A 20021-nucleotide genomic window follows, 5' to 3' on the forward strand; every position below is an offset into this window, starting at 1 on the left:
GATGGCGTGTCCTTTGAGATTACTGCTGTTGAGGTGTTCCCCGTGAGTACGGGGATAAACCGTCAGACTTGGCCTTACTCTTATATAGGCATAAGTGTTCCCCGTGAGTACGGGGATAAACCGGCTACGGTGTTGCTGATTTGGCGGCAGAGCTGGTGTTCCCCGTGAGTACGGGGATAAACCGAAACTCGCACGGCACGGAATAATTGCAAACAGGTGTTCCCCGTGAGTACGGGGATAAACCGCCACGGATGGCTGAAAACTGAAACAAGGTGATGTGTTCCCCGTGAGTACGGGGATAAACCGGTGGCGTTATACGACGATTACCGTCAATACGGGTGTTCCCCGTGAGTACGGGGATAAACCGGCAGGGCGTAATGAAGAAGTCGGAATCAATGCGTGTTCCCCGTGAGTACGGGGATAAACCGCAATCCGGCCTGACGGTTAAAGACTTGGAACCGTGTTCCCCGTGAGTACGGGGATAAACCGGATCATCAGATAATCGGGCGAAATGTGAAACCGTGTTCCCCGTGAGTACGGGGATAAACCGCCACCTGGAATTCCCCCTATACGACACGGGGCGTGTTCCCCGTGAGTACGGGGATAAACCGAATCAGGGCCACTTTTTAAAGTTGTATACAACGTGTTCCCCGTGAGTACGGGGATAAACCGCCTACTACTGATTGGTCGATATGCGGGCAGTTGTGTTCCCCGTGAGTACGGGGATAAACCGAGAATAATGGCAGCATCAGTGGATTGGATGAGGTGTTCCCCGTGAGTACGGGGATAAACCGAAAATCAATTTCAACTGGAACTAACATGAATAGTGTTCCCCGTGAGTACGGGGATAAACCGCCCCGGCTCTCTTGCGGGCTGATATTTATGGAGTGTTCCCCGTGAGTACGGGGATAAACCGGTCGCCCTTTTTCAGCCTCTGATTGAATACCTGTGTTCCCCGTGAGTACGGGGATAAACCGCAAATACTCATCAGTTGCTGCTTCCTGCATAAGTGTTCCCCGTGAGTACGGGGATAAACCGATGAGGGCACGCGGGCAGAACTCACATTAATGGTGTTCCCCGTGAGTACGGGGATAAACCGCGACCGCTTCGCTATATCACGGTTATGTACCTGTGTTCCCCGTGAGTACGGGGATAAACCGACACCCATGACAGGTAATGTTTGCAGCGGCCTGTGTTCCCCGTGAGTACGGGGATAAACCGTCACGGTGTATTGGCAGATGAACAAACAGGTTGTGTTCCCCGTGAGTACGGGGATAAACCGCGATCCGATTCAAGCCCTATGCCCTGCTGGAGGTGTTCCCCGTGAGTACGGGGATAAACCGTTAGCTTTAGTGTGATCAGCTATCCTTGCTGCGTGTTCCCCGTGAGTACGGGGATAAACCGATATCAATGAGTGTTTACAAGCAGGCATGGAGGTGTTCCCCGTGAGTACGGGGATAAACCGCCTCGGCGCGTGGTGTCCCTTGCTCCTTTTCTGTGTTCCCCGTGAGTACGGGGATAAACCGCAGGTCGGTGTATTACGTGGATTAAAACTCTACGTGTTCCCCGTGAGTACGGGGATAAACCGAGCCAAAAATTGGCTATCTGTTTATCAATCCTGTGTTCCCCGTGAGTACGGGGATAAACCGGTACGGGGGAGCAGTCTGACCTAATGTTAGCAGTGTTCCCCGTGAGTACGGGGATAAACCGAATCTGGAGTTTAACGATGTTTAAATTTGCACGTGTTCCCCGTGAGTACGGGGATAAACCGGCGAGTGTCAGGTTGCTGTAACTAGGTATTTGCGTGTTCCCCGTGAGTACGGGGATAAACCGATATTTTCAATAAACTTCTTTGGATTAATTAGGTGTTCCCCGTGAGTACGGGGATAAACCGCCATTGCCGGACTTTGGCGGATTTATTCCCATGTGTTCCCCGTGAGTACGGGGATAAACCGCGTACGGGTAGCCTACGACATTCACGATGCCGGTGTTCCCCGTGAGTACGGGGATAAACCGATAATCCATATTACGCTCTGCATGGGCGGCAAGTGTTCCCCGTGAGTACGGGGATAAACCGTTGTTCTAGGTAATCTATGTAATCCTGACTCAGTGTTCCCCGTGAGTACGGGGATAAACCGTATTCATGATTCACCTTTTTTCATTCGGGATGGTGTTCCCCGTGAGTACGGGGATAAACCGGGTGAATTTAATGTGCCATTTGGTCACTATAAGTGTTCCCCGTGAGTACGGGGATAAACCGCCCCTTCAGTCAGCAGTCGAGCAGCTTCAGTCGTGTTCCCCGTGAGTACGGGGATAAACCGATCCCGGCAGGCAAGGTGTTGGAGTTTGCCCCGTGTTCCCCGTGAGTACGGGGATAAACCGATGGCACGCGATTTGCGCCTGGCTCCGCCATTGTGTTCCCCGTGAGTACGGGGATAAACCGTCCGGTCAGGTGTTACCGTGGCAGGATATGATGTGTTCCCCGTGAGTACGGGGATAAACCGGGCGCAACAATACACCAGGTTATATTGATCGAGTGTTCCCCGTGAGTACGGGGATAAACCGTCTGGTAGTGATACGGCTGGCGACTAGGCCAGTGTGTTCCCCGTGAGTACGGGGATAAACCGGCTGTTGCCGGCACGGTTTCATTTTTCCCTGAGTGTTCCCCGTGAGTACGGGGATAAACCGCCTCCGGTCATCGAAATTGAATCCGCGTTCAGGTGTTCCCCGTGAGTACGGGGATAAACCGGCCGGGCGGCACACATTTCGCCATGCTTTTATGTGTTCCCCGTGAGTACGGGGATAAACCGCATCAATATTCCCCGTACTCACTGCAACTCAGGTGTTCCCCGTGAGTACGGGGATAAACCGACACGCCTGTCAAAAAACAGCGGCGAAATCATGTGTTCCCCGTGAGTACGGGGATAAACCGGAACTGAGAGAATTAGCCAGGATGGCTATGTTGTGTTCCCCGTGAGTACGGGGATAAACCGCTCCACGGCTTGAAGGAAATAGCAATAAGACTGTGTTCTCCGTGAGTACGGAGATAAACCGGTAGTGGTGACTGGTTTGTGATTACAGAAAGCGTGTTCCCCGTGGGTACGGGGATAAACCGCAGAGAACTCGCCGTAACCGTATGATATTAAAGTGTTCCCCGTGAGTACGGGGATAAACCTCATTCGGTATTTCTATTACATTTGTCATATCTGTGTTCCCCGTAAGTACGGGGATAAATCAGAATTTCGGGAAATGAATCTATTTAACGGGTTAAATACCAATTAACAACGTCATGCCACATTCGGCATTTCTACCGACTTCCTACTGTAATATTTTCTTTCAGTAGTGTGTGATTCACGGCATATTTTGCCTGCCATGCTTTAGGGTTGATTAAGTAATGTTGCCGGAAACGTTTAGAAAAATGACTTGGGCTGGAATAACCCACTGCGGCAGCAACCTCAATGACACTCATTCCTTTCTTCAATAAATCTTCCGCAGTGGTCATACGGACGTTTTCCAGATATTGATGAAAAGTACGAAAAACAACCGCCCGGAATCCCTCTTTTAATTTCCGTTCATTCAGACCTACTGCCCTTGATAACGATTTTATTGTCCAGGGATGATGATAATCGTTATTAATTATTTTTATCGCATTGTAAACAGCCCGGCGCTGCAACCCGCTAATCATATTATATTGGCAATCATAAATTTGCGCTGTCACGCAAGCGAGTATCTCTAACGCCTTTGCCTTTAAGTAGACCTTCCTGACACTACCAGTTAATTGACACTCTTCTATTTGATTCACTATCTGCATAAAAGGCGGATAGATAGGACAAGCCATCATCAAAGCATCACTATAACTCGCGTTTTTCTCAAAACCAGCCGTTAATTTGGTAAAAGATGGCAACTCCTGAGCTTCAATTTCGTTCAGAGAAAAACGGATATCGAGAATACGCCAAGTTCCGCAGCCAAAAAAATTCATACCCCGCGTTATCGTAGGCGAATAAAAAAAGACCATCGTTCCCGGATTAATATCTAAAACCTCGCCATTTTCAATTGCCATTTTTCCCTTCCCATTGAGAACAAAGGCTATTGACACTGTTGGTGGTCCTTCACAATATTCTGTAAAATCTTGGCTTAGCTCAAGATGGATACGGTTGATGTGAATTCCATCGGATAGTTCCTCTGTTAGCAATGAAGGCGTTGTGTTGTTTTCCTCTACTGGTGAATGCCTATTATTGCCATGGCCAGCAGCGAAAATCCCCAATGTTTCGCTATAGATTGTCTTCATGAAATCCCCTGTAAAATCAGCATCAGACACCAACCATTTCAAAAAAACGCTTTCCACAATAAAAACAGCATGTTGTGCGTGTTAAAGGCATTATTCTTTTATTTTATATATTTATATACCAATGTGAATATCACGCAATTTATCATTAATGAGAATCATTATCAATAGTACGTATCGCGCTATTTTTGTCCCTATCCCGTTAGCTCTTCCTTTCTATTCCAGTTAATTTCACTAAAGATTGTTTTCGGTTTACCACGCTTATTTGGTTTACCACATTTGATCTTTTTAAAACATGATTTGGAAAGGCATAAAGAGTATTTATGAGAAAAAAATATGCTAAAGCGTCTGTCTTATGTTGTCTGATCACACCTGTTGTGACTTGGGCGGAGCATTCACCCAAAGCTACAGAAGATGTTTTGATTGTGACGGCTAACAAACGAGCAGAAGCATTAAATAAAGTTAATGGCAGTATTTTAGTAAAAACTGGCGAGGAACTTGAGCAAGCAGGTATCACCCAAGTACAGGATCTTGAGCGTGCTTTCCCTGGCTTACAAATCCGCTCTCGCGGTAACCGAACCTACTCAGCAACCACCATTCGGGGTATCAGTTCACCCGATTACTATTCACCCTCCATTCGCATTTATGTTGATGGTGTTCCTCAAGATCACCAATTTCTGACACAAGAGTTAATTAATGTAGAACGTGTAGAATTATTACGTGGTCCCCAAGGCACTTTATATGGTGGCAATGCCCAAGCCGGTGTTATCAATATCATCACTCGCTCTCCAAAAGAAGGCCCTTGGTTTAACCTTTCTGGTCATTATTCTAAATTAAAACAAGGGGGTTCCTTCAGCGGATCAGTGCCGCTTATTGAAGACATGCTTTATGGCAGCATGAGTCTACGCTGGGTAAAAGAGCCAGGACAAATTGATGCCCCAAATCGCGGTGATAAAAATATTGACTCCAGCAAAACCTGGCTTGGTAAAGGAAAGCTGACCTTTGCACCAGAAGAGTCTCCATTCAGCGCTGAACTTAGCTTTGCTCATGAAGATCTCAATTCACATGAAGAGCTTTATTTAACCGACGAACAGTTCCGTCGGAAAGAATATGATGGCCCTATCCCGGATTTAACACGGCGCGTCAACAGTTATGCACTCAAAGCGGACTATGATTTTGGTAACAACGTATTAACCAGTATCACCGCCTATCAGGATCGCGATATTTTCCGTGATTTTATCGGGGGTAAATGGAAAGAAAAACACCATGCCACCACCCAAGAACTACGCTTAAACTCCAACTACTCTAATGGGATTACCAGCGTTCTCGGCGGTTGGTTCTCAGATGAAACTAGCAGACATCATACTGGCGCCTATATGAATTACTATAGCGCTGCCTTGAACACGATAAAAACAAAATCACTGGCCCTGTTTGGTGAAGTCAAATTACCCATCGCTTCTCAATGGGATCTGACGCTTGGCGGGCGTTTGTCACATGAAAAATCTCAAATAGCCTATGCAGGCCGTTCTGGCATAATGGCGGTCGACGCTTTTGATAACCAGGTTTCCAGCAATGAGTTTATACCTAAGGCAGCACTGGGCTGGCAATTGACACCAGATACCCGTTTCTATCTCTCTGCCACCAAAGGATACAAGCCGGGCGGGTTCAATAACATTGTTTCCTCTGCCAATGATAAAAAGCCTTACGATACCGAAACCTCAGACAATTATGAGTTTGGTTGGCATACCTCATTCTTTAATGACGCAATGACATTAAACAGCGCAGTTTATTACATTCGTTCCAAAGATAAACAGATCTACGTCGGACCTATGGGTGGACAATTCATTCGTAACGCCGGAAAAGCAGAAAGTAAAGGTATCGAGCTGAGCAGCCAGATTAACCCAATGCAAGGGCTTAGACTTTCTCTGGGGGGTAGCGTAGGTAAGTCAAATTTCACTGAGACAACAAGTGGCGTAAATTATAAAGGCAAACGCCTGCCTTATGCACCAGATGTCATGCTTAATGCAAGTTTCGACTATCTGATTAATCAAACATTGTTACCAGGTAACCTCTATTTCAATGCTGGCACTCGCTACTATTCAAAAAGCTACTTTGATGAAGCGAATGCCCTTGAACAAGGGGGATATACTCTCTATGACGCATCACTCAGTTTAGAAATGGATCATGGCATCAATGTCAAACTTTATGGGGAAAATTTAGGTAACAAACAGTATCGCGCATCCAGTTTCCAGATGGGAAACAATACGTATAGCATGATAAATAAAGGCTTGAATGTTGGGCTGGATGTGAGCGTTGCACTATGATGCACAGCACCTCACATCGCCGTCACATCTCGTTACTACTTTTGACTTTGGCTGGTGTTTACACCATCCAAAGTACCATTGGTATGTTAACGTTACAAAGCATGCCGGCATTTCTACGCAACCACGGCGTTACCCCAGATAAGATAGGGTTACTCTATCTATTAATGTTACCTTGGGCATTAAAATTCCTCTGGGCACCCGTTGTAGAACGCTATCGCAAATCAGGTTCGGGGGATACTCACCCCCGCCGCATCATGCTCTGCGGCAATCTGTTAATTGCACTGCTTTTTGGTTTAATGTCCTTAGCAAAACCTGCCGAACATATGCCGCTTATCATAGCGGCCCTGTTTTTGATTACGCTTTGTCTGACCGTGGTAGATACCACCACAGACGGCCATGCTATCGATCGATTACCACCACAGCATCGCCCCTGGAGCAATGTCATGCAGGTTGGGGGAAGTTATCTGGGCGCCATTATTGGCAGCGGTCTGTTTTTATATCTTATTTCACTCTATGGCTGGCACATTGGTGCAGGCATGTTGGTGATAGTGATGCTATTAATGTCACTGCCTATCTTGTTCATCCGAAAAACGCAGGGACAGGCAGAATCGAGCACGTCAAAAACATCGATCACGCCCTCCTCGCCAAAACCTTCGCTAAAGAGTGCATTACGCCGTACCCCAGTTAAACAAGCACTGATTTTAATACTGCTATGTATGATGGGGACACGCCTGTCACTCGGTATGCTCTCCCCATTTTTAGTCGATCGCGGCGTAGACTTAACCCAATTAGGTATCATTGCTGCCAGTGGTGGGGCATTAGCTGGCTTATCTGGTGTCCTGCTTGGCGGCATCGTGGTTCGTAAGCTAGGTGCCATCCAGACATTATTGGCGGTCATGTTGCTTGAGTGTCTGGTGTTAGTGGGTATTTTCTGGCTTTCTCAGCAACCAGAAACACCCCTGTCCCTGCTTTCGGCAGCATACGTTTTTATCACACTAATCACCGCGACCAAATTTGTTGCCTTGTATACCCAAATGATGTCTCTGGCGGCAGGCATACAATCTGGTGTGGATTTTGCGCTGATGCAATCCGCAGATATGAGCATTGCCATCATCTGTTCAATGCTGGGTGGATTGATTGTAACCAAAGCAAGCTATGCCTCTCTTTTCGCGCTTGCCTCCCTCTTCACCCTGGCTGGCTTGTTCTGGACATTACGTAAGCGCCACAATTTCCAAAAGGAAAACACCTATGCCCAGCAATGATCCTTCTGTTCAAAATTCTCCTGAGCAACGTGCCGCTGACGCCGGTGTCCTTAAGACATTGTGGGATATGATGCGCCCATACCGCACGCTGAGTTACGTTGCTATCGCACTTGCCATTGTTTCTGCTGGCCTGCAAATACTGCCGGCCGCAGTTGCTGGCCTTATTACCCAATCACTCTATGACGGGCAATATGACACCTTGCTGAATTACGGCGTCATGTTATTGAGCTTCACCTTTGCCGCGATGCTGACTTTCAGTGGTTCAACGTTTGTTGCTCATTTGATCGCTGCCGATGTTCAAGCTGATGTTCGTCGTAATATCAGCAATAAGTTGAAGTCTGTCCCCCTGGGCTTCTTTATGCAGACTGACAGCACCGAAATCAAGAAGATGATGTTAGATGACGTCGAACAACTTGAAGATGGTATCGCCCACATTATTCCAGAGATGTCAGCAACCGTGTTCGGTCCATTAATAGCATTGGGTGTGATGTTAGCCATTGACTGGCGATTAGCATTAGCGGCTTTTGTTCCAACTTTGGGTGCTTGTTTATTATTCATCTATATTCAGATGAAAGTTCAAACCACTACTCAACGATTTTACGCCGCCCAAAATCGTATTGCCTCGACAATGGGTGAAGTTATCAACGCAATTCCTGTAGTGAAAACCTATTCAGGCGGCAATATTGCCCTACAGCGAGCGGAAGAAGCCTTTACCGCCCTGACACGTATTATCGATGTTTGGGTTGAGAAAGTGCAGGTCAAATCCAGCCGATTTTTTGTGCTATCCAGCGCTAATCTGCTGTTTGTCCTCCCCTTGGCGGTCTGGCTATTTAACCGACAAGCCATTACTTTATTTGAATTCACCTTCTTTATTCTGGCTGCCATGGCATTCGGCAATATTGCTTCATCTATGTTTTCGGTGATGACACGTTTGCAGCAGCAAGAGGCCTTAGTTACACGATATCGTTGGCTGATGAATCAACCTGAATTAGCGCCATGTACCCAAAATCAGGTCCCTGCCGATCATACTGTGGCTTTGCATAATGTCAGCTTTTCCTATCAAGATAAGCAGGACAATGTCTTAAATAACGTTTCGTTTTCCGTCCCTGCCGGCAGTTCACTCGCTCTGGTTGGTGCCAGCGGCTCTGGTAAATCCACGATAGCCAGCCTGGTTGCCCGTCTTTGGGATCCTCAACAGGGCAAAATTACTGTTGGTGGTGTTGATATCCGCAACATGGATGAAACCACACTGCGTAATAACATCTCTTTTGTGTTCCAGCGGGTATTTCTGTTCAACGATACGATAGCCAATAATATCCGCCTGGCTCGTCCTGATGCTTCACAAGCAGAAGTTGAAGCAGCGGCCATCGCAGCACAAGCACATCAATTTATCCAACAGTTACCACAAGGTTACAACACCGTAATCAACAACGGTATTAGCTTGTCTGTAGGAGAAAAACAGCGTATCGCCGTTGCCGCCGCTATCCTGAAAAACGCGCCCATTCTTGTATTAGATGAAGCTACCGCCTATGCCGATCCAGAATGTGAAAAAGAGATGCAACAAGCACTCAATGCGTTATGCCGCAATAAGACAGTGATTGTTATCGCCCATCGCCTGCCAACTATCCGTCACCTTGATCAAATACTGGTTCTGGATAAAGGACAAATCATTGAGCAAGGCACCCATGATGAACTACTCGCACAGCAAGGCGCGTATGCCAAACAGTGGGCAGCCTGGCGGGGAGAAAATACCGGAACAGGAGTAAATTAATCATGGGATTATTTAATCGTCTCCAACAACATCTGTCCGCAAAACTACAACGGGTTTGGTTGGGTGGATTGTTATATAAGCAGCTTGATACCATTGCAATTATGGCGCAACTGGCTATCGCTGCCTGGGCCATCGCTCATCTGGAGGGAACTCATCCGAAAGAAAGTGACAACGCTATGCTGCCACTTATCACACTGACATTATTGGTTATTTTACTGTTGCTGCGATTCACTTTTATGTCTCGCGCATTACGTAAACTCACCATTGCCGCTTATGGGTTGGGGATAGAAATCCGCCGCTCTTTGCTACAGCGGCTTGTCGGTATGTCCATCGCGACAATTCGCGGACTAAGTGCCGGAAAAATAGCCCTGACATTATCCGAAGATGTGCAATGGCAGGAAAATCAATCAGCCTATACCACCCCACAAATTACCTGCCAGATTATGATGCTGACGCTTATCTATCTGGCTTTATTCTGGTTCGACTGGGTTGTTGCTGGCTGTGCCCTATTAGTCTTGATGGTTGGATTACTGATCCTAGGTGGGATCCGGCAAAAACTCAATGAAATACTGCGCCGCCGGGCAGCGATGATGGCTGATGTATCCGAAGCAATCGTAGAATATGCCCAGGGCATGGCGTTTATTCGCGCGGCGGCTGCGACCACAACGGTAGAACAACGTTTTGACCAGGAAATTGAACAACTACGTGCCGCATTCCGCCGTGGAATATTCAAAAGCATACCGTTGCTGAGTCTGTTCTACATCATTATTGATACCAGCGTGGTTGTTGGCATTCTGGCCGGAGCCTTACGCTTTCATGAAGCACTCACTCTCCCTGAGATGCTGATCACTATTCTGTTGTTGTTTGCCACTATTACCCCTTTACGCGGGATCATTCCCCTGCTCAACGTAACCGCATTGACACAAGTCGGTGAAACACATATTGCAGAGATAGAGGCGATTGCAACACAAACTTCCGGGCCATTAGCTGCACCAAACAAATATGATGTTGAAGTTAACAATATCTCATTTAGCTACCCAGGGACTCACCAGCCCGCTATCCAGGACGTATCATTTTATGCCCCACAAGGCAGTATGACCGCTATTGTGGGGCCAAGTGGCAGTGGTAAATCCACGCTGGCCTACTTATTACTTGCTTTCTATCAACTGGATAAAGGTGAAATCTGTTTAGGTGGGAACCCTATTCATCATTACCAGACTCAAGCACTGTATGACACCGTTACAATGATGTTCCAGGAAACCGCCCTATTCCAGGACACGGTTGCCAACAATCTTCGTCTGGGGGATCCGAATGCGACACAGGCAGAGCTGGAACAGGCTGCCCGTCTCGCCAATATTCACGATACGATTATGGCATTACCGCAAGGGTACGATACACCTTTAGGTGTGGATGGCGGTACGTTATCGGGTGGTGAGCGCCAACGGCTTGCCATTGCTCGTGCGATCCTAAAACAGTCCCCGGTTCTATTCCTGGACGAAGCAACGGCGTCGCTGGATCCCGAAAATGAGCGGTTAATACAAGAAGCCTTTGATTCTCTCACTCAGGATAAAACCGTTTTTGTCATCGCTCATCGGTTAAGCACGATAACCCGTGCTGATCAAATATTGGTAATGGATCATGGAACCCTCTGTGATAGCGGTACACATGATGAATTACTGGGGCGTTGCCCGCTTTACCAATCCCTTTGGAAAAATCACCTTGGCTCAGAAGAGCATTGGCATTTACACCCCAATATTCACTTAAACAAGGTGTAACCCACCCATATGATTTTTTAGGTACTGTCATTTATAGGATTTACTTATGCACATGGACCTTCACTCTCCTGATTCACTGCGCCAGCTTATCGTTGGCCTGTTTAATCAAAAAAATATTTTGGTGGGCGATCATGACGATTTAATTCGCCATGGGCTGGATTCAATGCAAATCATGGCATTGCTAAACCAGTTTAGACGCCAGGGTCATCGTGTCACTCTGCGCGAACTTTACCAAAAGCCAACGCTGTATGCCTGGAGTCAGCTTCTGCAATGCAGTGCCCCTGTCACTCATACAGTTCCCCAAGAAACAACGCCACAGCCACGGATTGTTGATGCGAATCCATTCCCATTGACGGCGGTACAACATGCTTATTTTGTTGGGCGTTCACCGGAGCAAACGTTGGGAGGTGTGGGTTGTCATTTGTATCATGAGTTTGATGGTATCGGGCTGGAGCCTGAACGACTGGAGGCGGCTATTCACCTACTGATCCAGCGCCATCCGATGTTACGTGTGCGTTTTTTGCCGGATGGTCGCCAGCAAGGTATGCCCCGCGCTTACTGGAAAAAATTAACCGTTCACGATCTCCGCCATCAGTCCATTGATGAACAGCAACAAGCGCTGGATAACATACGTAACCAATTAAGCCATCGTGTATTACGGGTTGAAGAAGGGGAAACGTTTGATATTCAGCTTAGCCTGTTTGGCGATAAACAACATCGGCTACATACTAATATCGATCTGCTGATCATGGATGCCGCCAGTTTTAGCCTGTTCTTTACCGAACTGGCGGCATTAATTGCCAAACGCAGCCTGCCTGCCATTTCTTCTGACTATGATTTTTGCAGTTACCTGACACAATATCAGGCTCAATTTAAGCAAGCCCGACAGGAAGCAGAGGAATTCTGGCGTAACCGATTAGACACCTTGCCACCTGCCCCTCAACTTCCTCTGGCCAGAGATCCTTCTCTGATAACAAATGTTCGGATCCAGCGCAGATGTTTTCGTTTATCACCTGAACATTGGGAACATTTTAAACAACTCGCGCAACAAAATGGCGTGACGCCAACGATGGCATTGGCGACGGCATTTGCCGCTTTATTGTGCCGTTGGAGCAATGCAACACGCTTGTTGTTCAACCTGACGCTATTTGACAGAGCTCCGCTGCATAACGCGGTTGACAACATTCTGGCCGATTTTACCAATATTTTGCTGTTGGACATCCCCGGCGATAATTTACCGTTCAGCCAACTGGCTCAGGATGCACAAACAACATTTACCGAGGCTTACGAACATCGTCACTGGTCTGGTGTCGAAGTTCTGCGTGAACTCAAGAAGCGAGGTAACCACCCACATGGTGCACCGGTTGTGTTCACCAGCAATTTAGGCCGGCCTTTATATGGTGAAAATACCGGTGATGTCCTGGGAAAACCAAGCTGGGGAATATCACAAACCCCCCAGGTATGGCTAGATTTTGTTGCCTTTGAACATGAAAACGCCCTGAACATCCAGTGGGATAGCAACGATGAGCTTTTCCCTGACGGCCTGATGGATACGCTATTCACAACCTATCAAGGGCTGATTGAAAACCTGACGGAAAACGCAACACAATGGCACGAAAAATTACCGGATTTGATGCCTGAGTCGCAATACCGTCTGCGACACCAAATTAATAACACGGTTGAACCGTTACCTAATGCTTTGTTGCATGAAGCGGTGTTTACGCAAGCAGAACGCACACCAAATGCTGTGGCTTTAATAGCCCATCATGAACAAATAAGTTATGGCGACCTCAGTCTGGCTGCCCGCCGATTAGCCGCCGTACTGCAAAAAGCGTCGGTTATATCGGGAGATCGCGTTGCCATTAGCATGGAAAAAGGCATTGGACAAATTGTCGCTGTACTCGCTGTACTTTATGCCGGCGGTGTTTATGTTCCGGTTCCCGTGGATCAACCACTAAGCCGACGTCGCGCTATCTGTGAAAGTGCCGGAATCAATGTCGTGATTATTGATCCTAAGCAGCAGAATAATACCTGGTCACAGGATATACATTGCATTTCCTGGCACCAAAATGAGCCGTTACTGCCCTTAACTCACATGGCTAAGCGCGCGGTGACTGATCCGGCTTATATCATTTATACCTCCGGTTCAACTGGTATGCCAAAAGGTGTGGTGATTAGCCATCAAAGCGCACTGAATACCTGTCTGGATATCAATCGCCGTCATCAAGTGCAAAGCCATGACCGTTTACTGGCACTCTCTGCCCTGCATTTCGACCTCTCTGTGTATGACATTTTTGGCATTCTCAGTGCAGGAGGCGCACTGGTCTTAATTGATGAAGCACAACGCCGCGATCCATCAACCTGGGAAATGCTGATCGAGCGTCATCACGTTACGTTGTGGAACAGTGTACCGGCACTGTTTGATATGTTGCTGACCTATTGTGAAGGGATGGAGGTTGATGCCCCGAAAACACTTCGTACTGTGATGTTGTCCGGGGATTGGATCGGGTTGTCACTGCCTGAGCGTTACCGTGCGTTCAATCCTGATGGTGTATTAAGTGCAATGGGCGGCGCAACGGAAGCGGCTATCTGGTCAAATGAATATATCGTGAAGGAAATTGACCCGCAGTGGCGTTCTATCCCTTATGGATATCCTCTCACTAACCAGCGTTACCGCGTAGTTGGTGAAGATGGCCGTGATTGCCCTGACTGGGTTGTCGGTGAACTGTGGATTGGGGGTGCTGGTGTAGCGCTAGGCTATTTTAATGATGAAGAACGCACGGCTACCCAATTTGTCATTGATCAGGGAGAACGCTGGTATCGTACTGGAGATCTGGGTTGTTATCACCCCGAAGGCTGGCTTGAATTTATGGGACGCCGTGATAGCCAGGTGAAAATTGGGGGTTACCGGATTGAACTGGGAGAAATTGATGCCGCCCTCAGTCAAGTAACCGGTATCAGTAAAGGTGTTGCCTTAGCCCGTGGTGAAAAAGAAAAGTCTCTGGTGGCATTCCTGGAGTTGGAAGGTGATACTTTATGCCAACGCATAAATCGTGCCCCACAATTACCAACACACTATCGTGATCTGTTCCCTGCAATGCAGGCAATAACCGATGATAATCATCATGACGAAGTTGCGCCATTCCTGCTTGAACACCTGTCGCATTACGGCATTACATTGACTTCACCGCAATCGCTCACTGATTGTCTGACGCAATATCAACCTCAGCCGGAATACCATCACTGGTTTGCCCGTATGCTGACGTACCTTTGCCGATGCAATTTATTGACTGAACCTGCACATCATATCTATCAAGCTGGATTACCAGCCACCTCATTCAGTCATAAAGCAAAATGCATTCCTGCACGCTGGCATTCTACGCTGCGTAATATTCTTACCGGACAGCAGGCAGCCGTCACATTACTTGATGATCCGCAATTTGCACCGGAGCAACTGCTCTTTGTCCAACCGGAAACCCAGCAATGGCTGGCAGGGTTGAAACACGTCATCATTGGCCTGTCCCAGCGGTTACAACGCCCCGTTACTTTGATGGAGTTCGATGCCCGCAGCGGCCTCTGTGCTCAGTGGCTGGCAGAACATATCACTGACCAACATCTGTCTTATATCGGCTTTGAACGTTCTCAGGCTCTGATTAACCAGATGCAGACAAGATTAAGTGGCTATACTCACGCATCAGCACAATATTGGTCTGAGAAAAACCGGCCAGAATCGCAACAACATCAGGCAGATATCATCCTGCTAAACAATGTATTACACCGTGAGGAAGACCCAACACGTTGCATCAAAGCGTTGCTTCCACTGGCACAGCCGGGAGCGTTGGTATTGGCAATGGAGTTGCAACAAGCCTCCCCTATTTCCCTGATTACCGCTGAGTTACTTTCACCCCAAGGTATTCGGTTACGTTCTGCGGCAGAGTGGTTATCTCTTCTTCCATTGCATGCGGAAACACCGATTACTATCGGCAATTTGAGTGTGTTGTTGATGCAAATAAGTGACAACGTCACCATACCTGATCGGGAAAAAATTAAATCCGCTTTGGCACAACATTTGCCAGGGTATATGATCCCACAGAGCTTGCATGTTATCCCGCACCTGCCCCTGACTCCTAACGGCAAAATCGACCGCAAGGCGCTGGCACAATCTCTTCAGTTCGCCACAAAAACAGCTACAGCGACGCCTCAGCCTGAAATAACCTCACTAAATGCGGTAGAACAAACCGTTGCCGATAGTTGGCAACGCCTGCTAAATACAGAGCAATTGAGCCGTAACAGCGACTTTTTCCAACTTGGCGGTGACAGCCTTTTAGCTACCCGTTTGATTGGTGACCTGGCACAACAAGGCTTCAAAGGCGAACTCAGTCATCTGTTCCGTCACCCGCAATTGGCGGCGTTTGCCTCAACACTGACTTATTTATCTGAAACTGCATCAGAAGCCTATGCAATACCCGAAGAGCAAGATGAATATCAGCCTTTCCCATTGACCGAAGTTCAGCAAGCTTATCTGGTCGGGCGCTATCCTGGTTTTGCTCTAAGCGGCATTGGTGCACATTTCTTTATCGAATACCGGATAGAACAATTAGATGTTCAGCGCCTGAATCGGGTGTTAAATCGCCTGATCCAACGTCATCCGATGCTCAGGACAGTTGTGATTAATGGACAACAACAGATATTGCAAAATGTCCCGCTTTTCTCCGTTAAACAACACCGATTTGCTGATATGGCTGAAGCAGACACCTTACGCGACCACCTGTCACATCAAGTATTAGATGTCAGTCGCTGGCCGGTGTTCGATTTCCAACTTGCACAAGACAACAGTTCAGTCTCCCGACTATTTGTTAGTCTGGATAACCTGTTATTAGACGGGTTAAGTATGCAGATATTGCTGGCTGAATTAGAGCAGCTATATCTCAACGAACAGCACACATTACCGCCACTGAAAGTGACATTCCGTGATTGTGTATTACGCCAGCAACAAATGCCGGTACACCAGCGTTCACTGCAATACTGGCAAGAGCGAGTGAAAACATTGCCATTGGCCCCGCAATTACCATTGCGTATTGCACCAGAAAATGTCCAATCCCCGCATTTTGTGCGCTATAGCGATCGGTTATCTGCACAGGAATGGGGGCAGTTAAAACAACAGGCGGCCTCCCACCAAATAACACCTTCTGCGCTCCTGCTTGCCGCTTATGCCACCGTTCTGTCCGCATCCAGTACCAGACCGGAGCTAACCCTTAATCTGACGCTGTTTGATCGCCCACACTGGCATGAGGATATCAAACATATTCTGGGTGATTTCACCTCATTGTCACTACTGGCCTGGCATCCAGAGAAAAACTGGTTATCAAGTGCGCGTCGGCTGCAACAACAGCTATGGCAAGATCTGGATCACCGCCATATTTCAGCAATCAGAGTGATGCGCGAACTGGCACAGCGCCGTGGTCCCAACGCTGCCGTTATGCCAGTCGTTTTCACCAGTGCGTTGGGAACCCATGAAGGACAGTTCCTGTCACGTTCATCATGGATGAAACCGGTTTGGGGGATCTCGCAAACGCCACAAATCTGGCTGGATCACCAGGTTTACGAATCTGACAGTGAACTTTGCCTGAACTGGGACGCAGTCGAAGAATTATTTGAGCCACACCAGTTACAAAGCATGTTCAACAGCTATATGGCGCTATTGCGCACGCTCGTTACACAACCGGAAAATTGGCATTCAGCTTTAGAGCAATTGCTGCCACGCCAGCAAGACACAGTCGTTACAGATAATCCTGTTGTGGCGATGGCACCATCACGCTTAGAAGGCGCCGATCCACAAATATGCAGTGAAATTCAACGCCTGTTTTTATCTGTAACCCAGTGTCCGATAAATGCACAACAGAACTTTTTTGAGGCAGGAGCCAGCTCGTTACAGCTCATTCAACTGCATAACAAATTACAACATGCGGGCTTCCAGCATCTTGCTGTTACTGATTTATTTGCCTATCCGACACCCGAAACGCTCAGTTTGCGTTGCCGTAAAGAGACACCCGACGGAAACCACCCGTCGATTACCCTTCGTCAACGTCAACAACAAAAGCGTCTGCAACAACGGGAAAAACGTCATAAAGGAGCTGTACAATGACTAACTTAACGCCTCACTACGATAATTGTGATCCCATCGCAGTGATTGGCCTTGCCTGTCGTTTTCCGCAGGCACCAAATAGCGATACTTTTTGGCATAACCTGCAACAGGGGGTTGAGTGTACGACGACACTTTCCCGTCAAGCATTATTGGATGCAGGTATTCCTCCTGAAGTCATTGATAGTGAAAACTTTGTCAATCAGGCGGCAATACTGGAAAACGCGGAACAATTTGATGCCACACTGTTTGGCTATTCGCGTCAGGAAGCAGAAATGCTCGATCCTCAACAGCGTCTATTCCTACAAACAGCCTGGCACGCGCTTGAACATGCCGGTTATGCGCCACGAAATATCGCCCTGAAAACCGGTGTCTTTGGTAGCAGCCGGATCAGTACCTGGCCTTCGTGGTCACAGTTTGCGATGACCGATGTTGGCAAAGTGAAAGGGTTACAGGCATTAATGAGTAACGATAAAGATTATCTTGCGACTCGTACTGCCTATAAATTAAATCTGAAAGGGCCTGCTCTCACCGTACAAACAGCCTGCTCAAGTTCACTGGTTGCCGTACATATGGCTTGCGAGAACCTGCGTTCCGGTGAGTGTGACATGGCTCTAGCCGGTGGTGTGGCGGTTTCTTTCCCACAAGAGAGTGGTTACTTGTATCAACCCGGGATGATCTTCTCACCTGACGGGCATTGTCGTCCTTTTGATAGCCAGGCAAATGGCACCTACGGTGGCAATGGTGTTGGTGTTGTTGCATTGAAACGTCTGAGTGATGCCTTACGCGACGGCGATCCCATCATGGCCGTATTGCGTGGCAGTGCCATTAATAACGATGGCAACGAAAAAGTGGGCTTTACTGCACCTTCAGTGAATGGCCAACGCCGTGTGATTAGCGAAGCATTACAACTGGCTGATGTCAGCATTGATGACATCGGCATGATTGAAGCGCATGGCACAGGAACACCCCTTGGTGATCCCATAGAAGTTGATGCATTACGCACTGTATTCTCTGACCGCAGTGGAGCAGTTCCGCCTTGTTACCTTGGCTCCGTGAAAAGCAACATCGGCCATCTCGATACTGCCGCAGGCATTGCCAGTTTGATCAAAGCGGTTCTGTCCGTCTGGCATGGTTACATTCCTCCAACAATCAATGTACAGCAACCCAATCCGGCATTACGATTGCAAGAAAGCCCATTCAGGCTGGCAACACAAGGACAACGTTGGACGCAAGAATTACGAACTGCCGGCGTTTCTTCATTCGGTATTGGCGGCACCAACTGTCATATTGTGGTGCAATCATTGCCAACAGAATTACACCGCCGTGATGTCAATCATTCACCAACAGCGCCGTTGCTGCTCTCCGCGGCTTCTGAATCCTCATTGCGTCAATTGGCACAACGCTACGCGACTGCGCTCAATAATACCCCTGAACGTTATGCCGATCTGGCCTGGACTGCCTTACAAGGGCGCGATATTTCACTGCCCTGGCGTTTAGCGCTGCCAATATCACCACACGATATAGGGAAAAATGCGGCCAGTTTATCCGCTTTTGCAGGCAATATACCAACACCGAACATTTTTAGCGGACAAGCTAAGAATGAAAACAAGCAATTGTGGCAATTCAGCGGTCAGGGATGCCAATGGCCTGGCATGGGAAAAGCCATGTATGCCAGCTCTCCGGTTTTCTCCGCCATGTTAGATCGTTGCTGTGCAGCCTGTGCTTGCGAGTTAGCGCTGCCATTAAAAGCCGTTATGTTCGGCGAGCATGATGCTGCATTAGCGACTACCGAATATGCACAACCGGCCATTGTGGCACATCAAATTGCATTGGCAGCCCATTGGCGTGCACTTGGGCTCAAACCGGATTATGTCCTCGGGCATTCCGTTGGTGAATTCGCAGCTGCCGTTGTTGCCGGAATTTTTACGCCTGAACAAATCATGCCGCTGGTCGCCGCTCGCGGCAAACTGATGCAAAACTGCTCCCAGGGAGGAGCAATGCTGGCAATCTTTGCCAACGAAGAAGATATTTGTCCTGTTACTGATTCATTATCTTTGGATCTGGCGGTTTGCAATGGCCCACAACACTGGGTTTGGGCCGGCACTGAGACAGAAATCGAGCTTCTGGCACAACGTCTGGCACAGCAGCAGATCCGCTGCCAACGGCTTAAGGTTGCCTGTGCCGCACATTCAGCCATGCTTGATCCTGTTCTGGCAGACTTTTCCCTGTATTGCAGTCGGTTACAACCTGCATCGGGAGAAATTCCGCTCATTTCTACCTTGACAGCCAATCTGGCAAGTGATGAGCAATTAGGTTCACCAGATTACTGGTGTAACCATATGCGCCACACGGTACGTTATCACCAGGCCATCGAGTTTGCCCGCCAGCAAGGTGTTGCACTGTTCATGGAATTTGGGGCTGATGCACAACTAACAGGGATCGGACGACGTGGCAGTCTG

At 48.0% G+C, this 20021-nt stretch carries 7 protein-coding genes and 1 CRISPR repeat array (1 of these 8 cut by a window edge); of the genes, 6 read left to right on the top strand and 1 reads right to left on the bottom strand.

The window, feature by feature from the left end; genetic code table 11:
- Positions 1-3237: a CRISPR direct-repeat array (repeat unit 29 nt; unit sequence GTGTTCCCCGTGAGTACGGGGATAAACCG) (it extends 1127 nt beyond the left edge of the window).
- Between the two features lie 70 nt (positions 3238-3307).
- Entirely contained in the window at positions 3308-4288 is a 981-nt protein-coding gene (locus AAC853_RS15540) for a helix-turn-helix domain-containing protein (protein ID WP_340615079.1), read from the bottom strand.
- 320 nt (positions 4289-4608) lie between these two features.
- Here AAC853_RS15540 and AAC853_RS15545 point away from each other — a divergent pair, with 320 nt between their 5' ends.
- The 6 genes from AAC853_RS15545 to AAC853_RS15570 all read left to right on the top strand — a co-directional run.
- Positions 4609-6609 (top strand): TonB-dependent receptor, encoded by a 2001-nt coding sequence (locus tag AAC853_RS15545; RefSeq protein WP_340615080.1) that lies wholly within the window; start codon positions 4609-4611, stop codon positions 6607-6609.
- The gene (locus tag AAC853_RS15550; RefSeq protein ID WP_340615081.1) at positions 6606-7871 is read left to right on the top strand and encodes an MFS transporter; all 1266 of its coding nucleotides are present in this window, start codon (positions 6606-6608) and stop codon (positions 7869-7871) included. The genes AAC853_RS15545 and AAC853_RS15550 overlap by 4 nt, the downstream gene beginning before the upstream one ends.
- On the top strand, positions 7858-9642 hold the full coding sequence (locus tag AAC853_RS15555) for an ABC transporter ATP-binding protein (RefSeq protein ID WP_340615082.1): 1785 nt from the start codon (positions 7858-7860) through the stop codon (positions 9640-9642). Before AAC853_RS15550 ends, AAC853_RS15555 begins: the two co-directional genes overlap by 14 nt.
- Positions 9643-9644: 2 nt before the next feature.
- Positions 9645-11417 carry an ABC transporter ATP-binding protein gene (locus AAC853_RS15560; RefSeq protein ID WP_340615083.1) on the top strand — a complete coding sequence of 591 codons (1773 nt, stop codon included), beginning with the start codon at positions 9645-9647 and terminating at the stop codon, positions 11415-11417.
- Between the two features lie 46 nt (positions 11418-11463).
- Positions 11464-17562, top strand: coding sequence for an amino acid adenylation domain-containing protein (locus AAC853_RS15565; RefSeq protein ID WP_340615084.1), 6099 nt, complete (start codon positions 11464-11466; stop codon positions 17560-17562).
- A partial coding sequence (locus AAC853_RS15570; protein ID WP_340615085.1) for a type I polyketide synthase occupies positions 17559-20021 on the top strand: 2463 nt, incomplete at its 3' end. The genes AAC853_RS15565 and AAC853_RS15570, both read left to right, overlap by 4 nt.

Source organism: Xenorhabdus thailandensis (genome assembly GCF_037996785.1).
Classification (GTDB): domain Bacteria; phylum Pseudomonadota; class Gammaproteobacteria; order Enterobacterales; family Enterobacteriaceae; genus Xenorhabdus; species Xenorhabdus griffiniae.

What these genes read in the sequence shown, in the direction of transcription:
- AAC853_RS15550 (WP_340615081.1), top strand. Translation starts at nt 6,606, where the DNA reads ATGATGCACAGCACCTCACATCGCCGTCACATCTCGTTACTACTTTTG.
- AAC853_RS15560 (WP_340615083.1), top strand. Translation starts at nt 9,645, where the DNA reads ATGGGATTATTTAATCGTCTCCAACAACATCTGTCCGCAAAACTACAA.
- AAC853_RS15540 (WP_340615079.1), bottom strand. Translation starts at nt 4,288, where the DNA reads ATGAAGACAATCTATAGCGAAACATTGGGGATTTTCGCTGCTGGCCAT.
- AAC853_RS15545 (WP_340615080.1), top strand. Translation starts at nt 4,609, where the DNA reads ATGAGAAAAAAATATGCTAAAGCGTCTGTCTTATGTTGTCTGATCACA.
- AAC853_RS15565 (WP_340615084.1), top strand. Translation starts at nt 11,464, where the DNA reads ATGCACATGGACCTTCACTCTCCTGATTCACTGCGCCAGCTTATCGTT.
- AAC853_RS15555 (WP_340615082.1), top strand. Translation starts at nt 7,858, where the DNA reads ATGCCCAGCAATGATCCTTCTGTTCAAAATTCTCCTGAGCAACGTGCC.